At 29.3% G+C, this 13,068-nt stretch carries 17 protein-coding genes; 11 read left to right on the top strand and 6 right to left on the bottom strand.

The genetic code is table 11. The features are described from left to right. Window position 1: 1 nt before the first annotated feature. Window positions 2-1,036: a pseudaminic acid synthase gene (pseI, locus tag L8U98_RS00130; RefSeq protein ID WP_263724722.1), complete on the bottom strand. Its 1,035-nt coding sequence runs from the start codon at window positions 1,034-1,036 to the stop codon at window positions 2-4. 111 nt (window positions 1,037-1,147) lie between these two features. Between pseI and L8U98_RS00135 the strand changes: the two genes are divergently transcribed. Genes L8U98_RS00135 through L8U98_RS00145 form a run of 3 tightly spaced genes read left to right on the top strand, consistent with a single transcriptional unit; the run spans window position 1,148 to window position 2,618 of the window. Further along, entirely contained in the window at window positions 1,148-1,570 is a 423-nt protein-coding gene (locus L8U98_RS00135) for a hypothetical protein (protein ID WP_012660918.1), read from the top strand. After that, on the top strand, window positions 1,567-1,863 hold the full coding sequence (gene fliN / locus L8U98_RS00140) for a flagellar motor switch protein FliN (RefSeq protein WP_012660919.1): 297 nt from the start codon (window positions 1,567-1,569) through the stop codon (window positions 1,861-1,863). The genes L8U98_RS00135 and fliN overlap by 4 nt, the downstream gene beginning before the upstream one ends. Further along, entirely contained in the window at window positions 1,860-2,618 is a 759-nt protein-coding gene (locus L8U98_RS00145; protein ID WP_263706422.1) for a hypothetical protein, read from the top strand. The genes fliN and L8U98_RS00145 overlap by 4 nt, the downstream gene beginning before the upstream one ends. Here L8U98_RS00145 and L8U98_RS00150 read toward each other — a convergent pair. The 5 genes from L8U98_RS00150 to plsY form a co-directional block, all read right to left on the bottom strand. Next, window positions 2,615-4,111, bottom strand: coding sequence for a Ppx/GppA phosphatase family protein (locus tag L8U98_RS00150; RefSeq protein WP_263724721.1), 1,497 nt, complete (start codon window positions 4,109-4,111; stop codon window positions 2,615-2,617). The two genes, L8U98_RS00145 and L8U98_RS00150, sit on opposite strands and share 4 nt — an antisense overlap. Next, on the bottom strand, window positions 4,111-4,356 hold the full coding sequence (locus tag L8U98_RS00155; RefSeq protein ID WP_012660922.1) for a YfhL family 4Fe-4S dicluster ferredoxin: 246 nt from the start codon (window positions 4,354-4,356) through the stop codon (window positions 4,111-4,113). Before L8U98_RS00155 ends, L8U98_RS00150 begins: the two co-directional genes overlap by 1 nt. 115 nt (window positions 4,357-4,471) lie before the next feature. Beyond that, entirely contained in the window at window positions 4,472-5,146 is a 675-nt protein-coding gene (gene hsrA, locus L8U98_RS00160; protein WP_039667907.1) for a homeostatic response regulator transcription factor HsrA, read from the bottom strand. A 77-nt stretch (window positions 5,147-5,223) separates the two neighbouring features. Further along, entirely contained in the window at window positions 5,224-5,541 is a 318-nt protein-coding gene (locus L8U98_RS00165) for a dihydroneopterin aldolase (RefSeq protein WP_173787072.1), read from the bottom strand. Continuing rightward, on the bottom strand, window positions 5,526-6,137 hold the full coding sequence (plsY, locus tag L8U98_RS00170) for a glycerol-3-phosphate 1-O-acyltransferase PlsY (RefSeq protein WP_263663526.1): 612 nt from the start codon (window positions 6,135-6,137) through the stop codon (window positions 5,526-5,528). The genes L8U98_RS00165 and plsY overlap by 16 nt, the downstream gene beginning before the upstream one ends. Window positions 6,138-6,337: 200 nt before the next feature. Here plsY and L8U98_RS00175 point away from each other — a divergent pair, with 200 nt between their 5' ends. From L8U98_RS00175 to rpmA, 8 genes are all read left to right on the top strand, one after another. Beyond that, the gene (locus tag L8U98_RS00175; RefSeq protein ID WP_173787074.1) at window positions 6,338-7,372 is read left to right on the top strand and encodes a cytochrome-c peroxidase; all 1,035 of its coding nucleotides are present in this window, start codon (window positions 6,338-6,340) and stop codon (window positions 7,370-7,372) included. Window positions 7,373-7,466: 94 nt separating this feature from the next. Further along, complete coding sequence (locus L8U98_RS00180) at window positions 7,467-8,813, top strand: COG3014 family protein (protein WP_263724719.1); 1,347 nt, start codon at window positions 7,467-7,469, stop codon at window positions 8,811-8,813. Next, window positions 8,810-9,139: a YcfL family protein gene (locus L8U98_RS00185; protein WP_263724718.1), complete on the top strand. Its 330-nt coding sequence runs from the start codon at window positions 8,810-8,812 to the stop codon at window positions 9,137-9,139. The genes L8U98_RS00180 and L8U98_RS00185 overlap by 4 nt, the downstream gene beginning before the upstream one ends. 13 nt (window positions 9,140-9,152) lie before the next feature. After that, window positions 9,153-9,782, top strand: a complete 630-nt coding sequence (gene lpoB, locus L8U98_RS00190) for a penicillin-binding protein activator LpoB (protein ID WP_263724717.1) — start codon at window positions 9,153-9,155, stop codon at window positions 9,780-9,782. Window positions 9,783-9,806: 24 nt separating this feature from the next. Next, window positions 9,807-11,150 carry a DUF6844 domain-containing protein gene (locus tag L8U98_RS00195; RefSeq protein ID WP_263724716.1) on the top strand — a complete coding sequence of 448 codons (1,344 nt, stop codon included), beginning with the start codon at window positions 9,807-9,809 and terminating at the stop codon, window positions 11,148-11,150. A gap of 9 nt (window positions 11,151-11,159) precedes the next feature. Beyond that, window positions 11,160-12,317: an LPP20 family lipoprotein gene (locus tag L8U98_RS00200; protein ID WP_263724715.1), complete on the top strand. Its 1,158-nt coding sequence runs from the start codon at window positions 11,160-11,162 to the stop codon at window positions 12,315-12,317. A 124-nt stretch (window positions 12,318-12,441) separates the two neighbouring features. Continuing rightward, complete coding sequence (gene rplU, locus L8U98_RS00205) at window positions 12,442-12,750, top strand: 50S ribosomal protein L21 (RefSeq protein WP_039617324.1); 309 nt, start codon at window positions 12,442-12,444, stop codon at window positions 12,748-12,750. Window positions 12,751-12,760: 10 nt separating this feature from the next. Further along, window positions 12,761-13,015 (top strand): 50S ribosomal protein L27, encoded by a 255-nt coding sequence (gene rpmA / locus L8U98_RS00210; protein ID WP_002862355.1) that lies wholly within the window; start codon window positions 12,761-12,763, stop codon window positions 13,013-13,015. Window positions 13,016-13,068: the final 53 nt, after the last annotated feature.

Genomic DNA, 13,068 nt, shown 5'->3' on the forward strand with positions numbered 1-13,068 from the left:
ATTACTCCAAAAAATCTTCTTTTTTTAATGCTTGTCCAAATTCTATATCACAACTTGCTTTTTTACCAAGTATGATAGGTAAAAATTTAGGATGTAAGCCCAGGTTTGGTCTTATGCTTTTTACATTTTCTTGTGTAAAAACCTCACCTTTTTTTATATCTTTACTAGCATGTAAGCTTCTTGCAAAATGACGATTTTTTAAAGTTTTTTCATCCATGCTAAATTCTTTGTTTCCTAAAGCTTGCTCGCTTAAACGCACCATAGAACACATTTTCTTAAACTCTTCATAATCAAGACTAAATTTAGCATCGGCACTATTTAAGCTTTTATCTAATATAAAATGTTTTTCTATGACTCTTGCTCCAAGAGCTACTGCTAAAGTAGGTGCTAAAAAACCCTCACTATGATCGCTTAAGCCTACTATGGTTTTAAATTTTTCTTGTAAAGTTTTGATGGCGTTTAAATTTAAATCACAAATTTGTGAAGGATAAGCCGAAGTGCATTTAAGCAAAATTAGATTTGGGTTGTTTTCTTCTTGGAAAATTTTAACAACCATTTCAAGCTCTTCTTCATAAGCTATACCTGTAGAAACCAAAGTAGGTTTGTTTTCTTTTGCCACATAACGCACAAAATCATAATCATTTACTTCAAAAGAAGCGATTTTATAAGCTGGGGGATTAAATTGTTTTAAAAAATTCACATCCTCTTTAGAGAAAGGACTAGAAAAGCAGATTAGCCCTTCATTTTTAGCACATTCAAAAAGTTTTTCATGCCATTCATAAGGCGTTTTAGCTTCTTCGTATAATTCGTATAGTTTACGTCCATGCCACAAACCACCTTCGATAATAAAATCTTTTTTGTCAGAATTTAGCGTTAAGCTATCTGGGGTATAGGTTTGAATTTTTATAGCATCAGCCCCTGCTTTTTTAGCTGCTTGTATGGTTTTTAAGGCCACTTCAAGGCTGTTTGCATGGTTAGCTGAAAGCTCGGCAATGATAAAAACTTTTTCATCTAAATTAAAATTTTCTATAAACATTAAAAGCCTTTTAGCAAATCAAAATTATAGTATTTTATATTTTAATTATTAATTATGATTAAAGGTTTATTTAGTAAAATAAATTTATTATAAGTTTATTAAGGAAAAGCTATGACTAAAACACTTGAGTATTCGATTTATCATTTTTTTGAGCATATTTTAAAATTAAAAATTTCACAAAAAAGCGTGATTAGAGGCGAACTTTATGGGGCTTCTATACCTTTGTATTTTAAAGATGAGGAATATAGTTTTTATTTGTTTTTTCAAAAACAAGCTTTAAATGAAATTGCACAATTTTTATTACATGAAGAATTAAAAGAAGATGGATTGGCAGATTTAGTTAAAGAAGTGGCTAATCAAATCATAGGCTATGCTAAAAAGCTACTTAATGATACTAATGGAAAAGATGAGTATCGTTTAGGTGTTCCTGAGTATTTAGGGCGTATTGATGGATTTTCAAAAATTAAACTCAAAGAAAAATTTACTTATGAAGTAAAAAATGCTTCCTTTAGAATAGGTTATAAAAAAATATGATAGAAGATCATTTAGGATTATTACAATCTTATGAAGATATTTTAGACATTAGTGTTGATTTTGTTAGTGAGCTTGGCACGACTAATATGAGTGTGAGAGAACTCTTAAAGCTAGAAGTTGGTTCTGTGATAGATCTTGAAAAGCCAGCAGGTGAAAGTGTGGAGCTTTACTTGAATAAAAGAATTTTTGGAAAAGGTGAGGTAATGGTGTATGAAAAAAACCTTGCCATAAGAATTAATGAGATTTTAGATTCTAAATCAGTATTGCAGTATTTTAAAAAAGAATTGCAATGAAATTTATTTGGATTTTACTACTTGCTTTGCCTCTTTTTGGGGCAAAAATTCTTGATTATAATATCTATCCTAGAGAAGATAGGGTGGATATTACTTTTTCATTTGATATTCCTTATAAAGAAGGCATTAGTCAAAAGAGAAAAGGCGATATTATTATTTTTACACTAAATGCTCAAAGTGTTAAAGAAGAAGATAAGACATTAAATTCTAGCATTATTAAAAAAATAAAAATTTTTTCAGAAGGTAAAAAAACTTTTATAGCCTTAAGTGTTGGCGATAAGATACAAATTAATGCAGATACGATTGGTGAATATGGATTAAGACTACGCGCTCAAAAAGAAGGTATGAATTTAGCAACTAAAAATAGCTTAGAAGAAAAAAATGAGGAGATAAAAATGCAAGAGTATGATTTTACAAATTATATTTTAGTTGTAAGTGTTTTGATACTTTTGCTTGTTGGACTTTGGTTTTTAAAAATGTATTTAAGACAAAAACATCCTTTAGATAGAAATTTTACTTTGATTTTTCAAAGACCGCTTGATAGACATAACCAACTTGTAGTCTTTGAGTATGGCTTAAAACGCTATACTATGATCATAGGAAATTCTAATGTGGTATTAGAAACAAGTGAAGCTATGATGAAAAATGAGGAACAAAACAAAACATCCCAAAAACCAAAAGAAAAAGACTTTGATTCTTATTTTGAAGAAAATAAACAAAGATTGCAAAATTTACTTTTAAAACAAAATGCTTAATTAGATTGATTAAAAGCTAAAACAATAAGTTTTGGCTTTGAAATTTTTTTGATTTCTTCTCTTGAAAAATAAATTTGTTTTTTTGTTGAATAAATATATAAGGTATGATTTTTTAATGTAAAATCAAGATTTTCATCACTATCTTTAGCAAGTTTTTTTGCTAGTGCTAGAATAAAATTAAGCCAAGCTAATATATGGTTATTTGGTAATAATTCTTTAACATGTTCTATGGCAAGGGGGTTTATTTTTTTACCATTGGCTTTTAAAAGAGTTGCAATAAGCAAAATTTCTTTGTGTGAAAAGCCAAAGTTTAAGCCACTCATTGCCATATAGGCGCTATGTTCATTAGCAAAATAAAAATTAATTTTTTCACCTATATGGGCTAATTTAGCAGCGCTTAAAAGATCTTTTTTAAAATCTGAACTTATTTTGTGAATAGGTAAAAGCACATCAAATAATTTACTTGCAAAATAAGCACTTTTATCTTTATAATCAACACCAAAGCGATCTTGTAAGGATTTTAAACTTGGGTTGAAATTTGGCGGAAATTTGGCATTAAATTGCGAAAAGTCATTAGTGTTGTTTTTTATTTTGGCGTATTTTTGAAAAAGATTAGATAAAAATACGCCTTCTCTGACACCTACTGCAGAAGTGATGATATTTTTAGCTTTGAGTTTTTTAGCTAAGGCTAAAAATATGACACAACCTTCTTTTATAGTATCAAAGCGATCTTTTTTGATATCAAAATCTGTTAAATTTTTTGCATTTTGAATTTTTTCTATATAATTTTTTTCTTTTTCAAAGCTATAGCTGAAATTATGGATTATTTTTAAAGGATAGGAATTTTTTTTCATTATAGAATTTGATAATGCTCTTAAGCTTCCACCTATGGCAATAATATTTTCACTTTGAAAATGTTTTGGAACTTGTATTAGAGCTTCTTGTATGAATTGATCTAGAGCGTTTAATCTTTTAGTATCATAAAAAATCTCTTTTAATCTTACGGTCCCCAGATCAAGCGAAATGCAATCTATAATTTTACCTTCTTTAATCAAGCAAAGCTCGGTTGATCCTCCACCTATGTCTATGGTGGTGGCATTTTGAATATTTGATAGTAAATTTAATGCAGCAAGACCACCTAAAAATGATTCTGTTTTACCATTAATGCATTTTATATTTAAACCCACATTTTTTGATATTCTAGTAATAAATTCTTTTGCATTTGGTGCATCTCTTAGCGCAGAAGTTCCAACAGCAATAATTTTCCTGCATTTTTCTTTTACAGCTTTTTCTTTAAAATAAGCTAGTGCCTTCTCGGCCTTAAACATGGCTTCTTCTTGAAGGATTTTGTTGTTATTATAAGCATTTTCTCCAAGTCTTACTTTCTTTTTGTGTTCACTGCAAATAAAAAAACCATATCTTGAGGTTCTTTCAAAAACAACCATACGAACGGAGTTAGAGCCAAGATCAATTACTGCTGTTTTTTTAGCCATTAAATATCTTTATTTTTATGTTTTAAGCGAAGCTCATCAATACTTTCTACATTATCAGGATCAGGTATGATGCAATCTACTGGACAGGCCACTATACAGGCTGGTTCTGAAAATTCATTCACACATTCAGTACATAAATCAGGATCTATGACATAGATTGGATCATTATCATAAATTGCTTCATCTGGGCATTCTTCTCTGCATGCATCACAGGATATACATTCTCTAGTGATTAAAAGTGACATACTTTTCCTTTTATTGATAATAAAGCAAACTTATACTATATAAAAACTTATAGCTAATTTAAAAAGAGATAAAAATATTTAATTTTTAGAATGATCAAATCATTCTAAAAATTTTTTAGTTAGTTTTTTTAGGAAAACAAAAGCGATATCCTCTGCGGCGCACAGTTTCTATAGTGGAAATATTAAGAGGTTTATCCATTTTTTGTCTTATTTGATTGATTGCAACTTCTATAACATTTGGAGTTACAAGTTCAGGTTCTTCCCAAATAGCATCTAAAAGTTGTTCTTTTGATACGATTTGATCAGAGTGTCTAGCAAGGTGAGTTAAAACTTCAAAAGGCTTTCCTTTTAACTCTATGTCTTTTCCTTGATAAGTGATTTTTTCTTCATCAGGATCAATCACTAAATCATCAATCTTAATCACATTTGTCCCGCCAAATCTAAGTCTAGCTTCGATTCTTGCCATTAAAATTTCAAAATCCAAAGGTTTTTTTATATAATCATCTGCTCCAGCTTTTAAAGCTTTGATTTCATTTTCTTTATCTGCTTTTGTACACATTGTTACTATAGCAGTTCTTGGGGATTTTTGTTTGATAGCATTGATCAAATCGCTTGCATCATTATTACCTATAGTCCAATTTGATAATACTAAATCATAATGTCTAATACCTATAAAATACTCAGCGTCTTTAAAATTTTCTGAAGTGTCGCTTTGATAGCCAAACTCATTTAAAGTGTTTGATAAAGTTTTATTAAGCGATGCTTCATCTTCTACAACTAAAATACGCATTTTATTCCTTTGAAGATAGTTTTAGTGCAAAAGTATAACACAAATTAAGCAAATGTTCAAAATTCTTTAAAAAATTTTTAATATTTTTTGCTTAAACTAGCTCCAACGCACGCATTTTTGATGATATCGGGCTTATAACAAGTAATATTTATAAATTGAAGTTTTTTATGATGTTTTTTAATATCTTTGCATATATATTTTAAAGATTTTTCTATAGTCTTAAATTTTTTCTTTTTATAGATTTTTTCTATTCTAGTGCATAATTTTGCATAATCTAAAAATTTCTTACTTTTAGCTTCTAATTCTATTAGGACTTTTTGCTCTTGAATTCTTTCAAAATCCAAAAGCCCTATAATGCATTTAAATTCTAAGCTAACTTTTATATGACTTTGCATTCTTGTTTTCCAATAAGCCTTAAAATATTTGGTATGTGTTTATAAACTACTATAAAAGCGATGATAAATATCGGCGCATGGGTATTAATCATAGGCATATCATAATGAAACATAAAAGAAGTTGCAATTAAAACAATTAAAGCTCCAAGTGAAGCTAAGCTTGAAATTTTAAATACCTTACCTATAATAAACCAAGCCAAAAGTGCACATATAATCTCAAAAGGTAAAAATACTGCTAAAACCCCAGCTCCAGTAGCTACTCCTTTGCCACCTTCAAATTTTAAATAAGGAGAAAAACAATGGCCAAATACTGCTAAAACCGCCATAGTCCATAAGATATTTTCATCATAGCCTAAAATTTTTGCTACTAATATAGGTACAATTCCTTTAAGTGCATCTAAGACAATTGTTGCAACAGCAAGTGTTTTGGCAAGCTTAGGGTCGCTTTCTTTTACTACTCTTAAAACATTGGTAGCGCCTATGCTTTTACTGCCTGCATTTTTGATATTTGTTTTGGCAAAAATTTGAGCTAGCAAAAGACCAAAAGGTATAGCACCTATAAGATAAGCTAAAAGATAAATTATTAAATTTTCCATTTACTTTTTATCCTAATTCTATAAAGATTTATAATAATGATAGCAAAAAACTCTGAAATAAATATTTAAGAGATATTTTATCCTATAATAATTTTTATTTTTAAATAGAAATTTTTTATTTTATTTAAAGAAAATTATAGATATATTTTCAATAAGTTTATTTTAAATAGGCTTTATTTTATCTTATTTAGGAGTGAATAATGAAAAAAATTTCATTATTAGTTGCATCATCATTATTAGTTGCATCAACTGCTTTTGCTAACGATAAAGCTTTGCTTGATGAAGCAAAAGCAGCAGGTTTAGCACCTTTGCCAAAGGATCAAGCAGGCGTTGAAAAACTATTAAAAGAAATGGGCGTTAAAGCTAGTAAGTTTTCTAAAGAAAAAGCTAATCTTGGTAAAAAGCTGTATTTTGAACCAAGACTTTCTAAAAGTGGTTTGATTTCTTGTAATACCTGTCACAACTTAGGTATGGGTGGTGCTGATGGTATAGCAGCAGCTGTAGGACACAAATGGACTGCTAATCCTCATCATTTAAATTCGCCAACAGTTTATAACTCTGTTTTAAATTCAACTCAATTTTGGGATGGTAGAGCAGGTACTTTAGCAGATCAAGCAAAAGGACCAATTGAAGCAGAGCCTGAAATGGCAACTCCTGCTAAGTTAGCAGTAGAAAAAATTTCTTCTATGCCAGAATATGTTAAAGAATTTAAAAAAATATATGGTAATGATGGGGTAACTTTTGATAATATAGCAGATGCTATTGCTACATTTGAAAGAACACTTTTAACTCCATCTAAATTTGATAAATTCTTAGAAGGTGATACAAAAGCTTTAAGCAAAAAAGAAAAAGAAGGTTTAAAAACTTTCATCGATAAAGGCTGTACAGCTTGTCATACAGGAGTAAATTTAGGTGGTAGCATGCAAGCTTTCCAAGTGGCAGCTAAATATAAATTTGCAAATGTAGGTGATTTTAAAGGTGATGCAAATGGTTTAGTTAAAACTCCAACTTTAAGAAATATTGCCGAAACAGCTCCATACTTCCATAATGGCGCTATTTGGTCTTTACAAGATGCGATTAAAGAAATGGGTAGTGTGCAACTTGGCATAGAAATTTCTGACAAAGAAGCAGCTTCTATAGAAACTTTCTTACATGCTCTAACAGGTAAAAAACCAAGCATTACTTATCCTCAACTTCCAAAAGCTACTGAAAAAACTCCAAAACCAGAGCTTTAATCAAATTTTCCCTAAAGATATTTCTTTGGGGAATGTTGTTTTTTGTTTATTTTTTATATATAATACATTCTTAATTTTTAATTAGGAATTGGCTATGAAAAATAAAATTTTATTTAGTGTGATTGCATTAACAGCTATTTTATTTAGTGCGTGTGCTAATCATGCAAAAGTAAACAATGAATTAGAGCAAAAGTTAACCCAAAAGATATGTTCTGATGAATTTTTTACTCAAGAAATGACTAAGGTAGATAAAAAAGATGATCCAGTATATGTAGGATTAAATGCAGGTTTAATCGCAAAAAATTGTGGATATTTTAATCTTAGTAATGAATTTTTTGATAAGGTTGAGGAATCTTATCAAGTTGATGTGGATTTAAGAAGTGGCGCTCAAAAAATTGCTAAAACAGCTGTAACTACATTAATAAATGATTCTATATTAGACTATGATGGCTCTTTATATGAAAGAATAATGGTAAATACATATAAGGGTTTAAATTTTATGAGTGAGGGTGATTATAATAATGCAAGAGTGGAGTTTAAAAGAGCTTTATTGCGTCAAGATAGAGCAAAAGATTATTTTAAAGCTCAAATTGCTAAAAATAAAGCAGAATTAGAAAAGGCCAAAAAAGAAGATCCAAATTTTAATAAAAATTTTAGTGAATCAACAAAACAAATAAATGCTCAATATGAAGTTTTGTTTGAAGAATTTTCAACAAGTAAAAATTTTACCAATCCTTATGCAACTTACTTAGCTTCGATTTTTTATTATATGAGCAAAGATTATACTTTGGCTAAAGATTTATTTAAAGAAATAAAGATTTTAAACCCAAAAAATAAAGAAATTAATAAAGAGTGGAAAGCAATTAGCAACGCTAAATCAAAAAATAAATATGTTTTTATTGTTTATGAGAATGGTTTTGGTGTGGTAAAGGATGAGTTTAAATTAACTCTGCCTTTGATTTTAAATGACACTCTTACGACAACTTCTATTGCTCTACCTAAGCTAAAAAAAAGAAGTCAGTCTTTTGAGTATTTAAGTGTAAATGATACTAATACTACAAAATTAGTTGATTTGGATAATGTTGTAGCAAGCGAGTTTAAGTTCGAGCAACCATCAATAGTTACAAAAGCAATAGTTTCAGCTATCTTAAAAACTACTATCAATGCAGCAGTAGCTAATAATGACTCAACAGGAGGTTTTTTAAGCCTTGCTAGTGGTATCATGAATGCAGCAACTACTCAAGCTGATGTTAGATCTTGGAGAGGATTGCCACAAAGCATAGGAGTTGTTATGATTAAAAATACAGGTAAAATTATTATTAAAACTCCAAGTAATGATGTGCTATTTGAAAGACAGATTAATCCAAAGAAAAATGTATTGGTTGTAGTGCGTTCTTTTGCACCTAGTATTGCTCCAAGTATAAATATCATAGAAAAATGAAAAAGTTAATTTTTTTATTATTATTAAATTATATGTTTTTGGTTTCGCAAGATGTTCTTGATGCAAATTTTAAACATACAAATGTAAAAAGTATAAAAGAAAGAATAAATAATGCAGGATTATTAGAAGTGCAGATTATTTTTTATAGTTCTGTTGATAAAAAGCTTTCTTATAAAATAGAATGGTTTGATAAGGATGGATTTGTTATAAAAAATACTATTGATAAAAACTATAAAAATATAAGATTATTAGCTAAACAAGGGTATATTATACAAAATATAGCTAGTAATAAGGAAGCAAAAAAATATAAAATATATATTAAATAAAAAAGGATAAAAAATGCAAAAAATTAAAATTTTAACAAGTGTAGTGGCTATAGGTGTTTTATTTAGTGCGTGTATGCAACAACCTACTTATGTAGATGGAACTGCGGCAAAAGTAAAACAAGGCGATTCTTTAAGCATGGCTTTAACTGGTGAAGATTTTGACAATACAGCTAAAGAGATGTTAAATAGTTTGTTTAATTCAAGTTATGTTGTGAATAAAATAGGAAATTCAGGTAAGGCTATTGTGGCAGTTTATGATGTGGTAAATGATACAGCTTTAAGAATAGATACTAGAAATTTGACTGATTTGATGGTAGAAGAACTTATAAATTCAGGTAAATTTGCAGCTTCAGCTACTCAGGGCAATGATAGTGCTACTCAAAATAATATGGATGATGTAATGAGCGATAAAGATGATGATAGATATGATAAAGCTACGGTATCTAAAAATCATACGCAAATTAGTGCATCTTTGACTTTACAGGGAAGAATTGGTCAGCAAAATATAAAATTAAGTAATGGTAAAACCCAGGTTGAATACTTTTTTGTTATGAAATTAGCTGAAAAGGGCAGTGGTTTGGTAGTATGGCAAAAAACTAATAGAATCAATAAACTAGGATCTAGTAAAACTGTAAGCTGGTAATATAAAACAACAAGGAAATATATGATGAAAAAAAGATTTGTTATTGGATCATTATTGGTAGCGAGTTTTCTTTATGCTCAAGCAACTCCACAAGTTGAAATTACTCAAGAAGATATTAAAATTCAAAATGAAATGTCAGATGCTAGCTCTAAAGATATTACTCCAAAATCTTTAGATGATTTTTTTGAAGAATTTGCAGATAATTTTGGTATAGAATATGGTATTACAAAAGATGGAAAAACCTTTTATACTGGTAGAAGTGTAGTTGCGCTAAGCGATAGCGATCCTCAATTTGCTCAAGCTTTGCAAAATGCTTACCAAAAAGCTATGCTTAATTTACAGTCTGATTTTATTGAAGATGCCTTTGGAAGAATGGCAGTGAGTAAAATTCAAAATTACGAAGCTGATAATTCTACTAATGCAAAAGAATTTGAAGAACTACCAAAAGGAAGTGTTGTAGGGCAAATTTTTGATAAACTGGTTCAATTAAGTGGTGCAAAATTAGATAAAGCTTTGAGAGATTTGGGTATTAATGTAGAAGGTTTAACAGAGGAAAGAAAAAAGATTTTATTAAAAGAAGAGTTTCTTAATAAAACAATTACTAGTGCAGTTGGTTCAATGAGCGGTTTAATTCCTGTGCAAACTATAGTTACGCAAAGAAGAGGGCAATATGATATTGGTGTAATTGCAGTTGTTTCTAAAAAAACTCGTCAACTTGCTAAAGATATGTCTTTAGCGCGTCAAAGTAAGATCAAAGGTAAAGGAAAAAATATCAACGAGTATTTACCAAAAGACAATAAAGGCTTTCTTAATGAATATGGTATTCGCTTAGTTTATGATGAAAAAGGTTCACCGGTTATTTTAAGCTATGGAAATTGGGGTTATATTGCTGATGCAAATAATGCCAAGAAGACAAATATATTAGAAGATAGGGCTAAAGATACAGCTTCAACTATGGCTGATGCAGCTATAATTGAATTTATCAATACAAATTTAAGTTTAAAAGATGAAAAAACTACAGGTGAAAGTTATGAAGAAATCATCAAGCAAAGCTTAAATATCAATGACAATACTACTCAAGAAGAAATTAAAGATTTTACAAATATTGTAGAAAAAATCAATACAAAAATAAAAGCAAGCGCTAGCGGAAAAATCAAAGGCATAGGAACACTTAAAAGATGGAATTATACAAGTGAAAATGGTATAGAACATGTAGGTGTTGTAAGATTTTATTCTTATGATAATGTGGCAAATATTAACGAAGCTTTAAAATCAAATTCAAACACCAGTGTCCCAAAAACTGAACCTAAAAAGTCTTCTAATATACAAAGAAGTTCTAATGTTGTAAATGATATGGATGATTTTTAGGAAAAATTTATGAAGATATTACAAATTTGTATTTTGATTTTATGTTTTCATTTGAGTTTATATGCCAAAATAATCACCACAAGCACTACCAATTCAAGTACGGGCGAGGGTATAGGAGCTAGCAGAGAAGAGGCAATAAATAATGCCATAATAGAAGCTATTGGTAAATTAAATGGTGTTAATATTGACTCAACCAAGCAGTCTTTTGTCAGGGTAAATTCAAATAATAAAAAGACTAATATAGAAGATAGCTATAAAGAGCAAATCATAAAAGCTACAAAAGGCAGAGTTGATGCATATGAAATTGATAGTGTGGTTCAAGAAAACGACAAATACATAGCAAATGTAACCATTTTTAAAACTACTACTCATAAAAAATATCAAATACCAGGTTATAAGCCAGATGGTAGAAGAAGTATTACGGTATTTAATACCTCTTCTAAATACCAAGAGCTTGGAAATATTTTACAGCAAAAAATTATCACAGATTTACTTCAAAGTAGGAAATTTAATGTTTTAGATAGAGATTCTAAAGGTTATTATGAAATGGAGAAAGCTTTGATAAATTCATCTAATTCGCATAAAGATGAAATTTACAAACTTAAGAATGTTTTAGCTACTGATTATATTTTGTTATTTCATGTAGGTGGAGTAGATCTTAAAACCAAAGGAAATAAAAATAAAATAGATGTTGTGGTGGATTATCGCGTGCTTTTATTTGCCACCAGACAAATTAAATTTTCAAATACTTTAACCATGTCAGCCTTTGTTAAAGGTGATTCTTTAGTAGCTAGTGAAAAGCTAAGTGAAAAAATTGCAAAGAAAATTTCAGATGATATTTTAAATGCTATTTATCCTTTAAAAGTTGCACAAGTTAGCAATAATGAAGTAGTCTTCTCGCAAACTTTGAGTAATGATGAAATCTATGAGTGTTATTCTTTAGGTGAAGTGATAAAGGATGCTTATACTAAAGAAAATACAGCAAGAATAGAAACAAAAAGTGGAAAGGTTCAAATTATCCGCTCAACACCAAAACTATCATATGCTAAAATTCTTGAAGGAAGTGTTAAAAAAGATGATGTTTGTAGGCCTTTAGATGAAGCTAATATGGGCGTGGAAAAACAACATAGTGTAAATCCAAATGGTACGGTAAATTTAGGTTGGTAATTAACCTAAATTTAAAATTATTTTGAGTATAATCTCAAGTTTTAACCACTAAAGCTTTTTAAATTTATGTTTTATGCATAATGCTTTATGGTGCTACCAAAATATTTTAAGAAAGGATAGCTGTATGTATGCTATTATAAAACACAGTGGAAAACAATACAGAGTAAGCCAAGGTGATGAGCTTAAACTAGATCGTTTTGAAGCTGAAGCAAAATCAAGCGTAGAAGTAAGTGAAGTTCTTGCTGTATGTGATAAAGAATTAAAGGTAGGTGCGCCGTTTGTTGCGGGTGCAAAAGTTGTTTTAGAAGTGATTGCTCATGGAAAAGACAAAAAAGTTGTGATTTATAAAAAAAGACGTAGAAAAGACTCAAAATTAAAACGCGGTTTTAGAAGACAATTTACTCGCGTTAGAGTAGTAGATATTAAAGCTTAAGGAGTAAAGAATGGCACACAAGAAAGGTCAAGGTTCAACTCAGAATAATCGTGATTCTATAGGTCGTCGTCTAGGTGTTAAAAAATTTGGTGGAGAATTTGTTCGTGCTGGTAACATCATCATTCGCCAAAGAGGAACAGCAACTCATGCAGGTAATAACGTAGGCATGGGAAAAGATCATACAATTTTTGCTTTAATTGATGGTTTTGTAAAATTTGAAAGAAAAGATAAAAATAGAAAAAAAGTTTCTGTTTATCCTGCATAATTTTTAAGGCTACTTTGTAGCCTTTTTCTTCTTTTTAATCTTAATATATTAAA

Origin of the sequence: Campylobacter sp. RKI_CA19_01128, from assembly GCF_025771175.1 — a bacterium.
GTDB lineage: Bacteria > Campylobacterota > Campylobacteria > Campylobacterales > Campylobacteraceae > Campylobacter_D.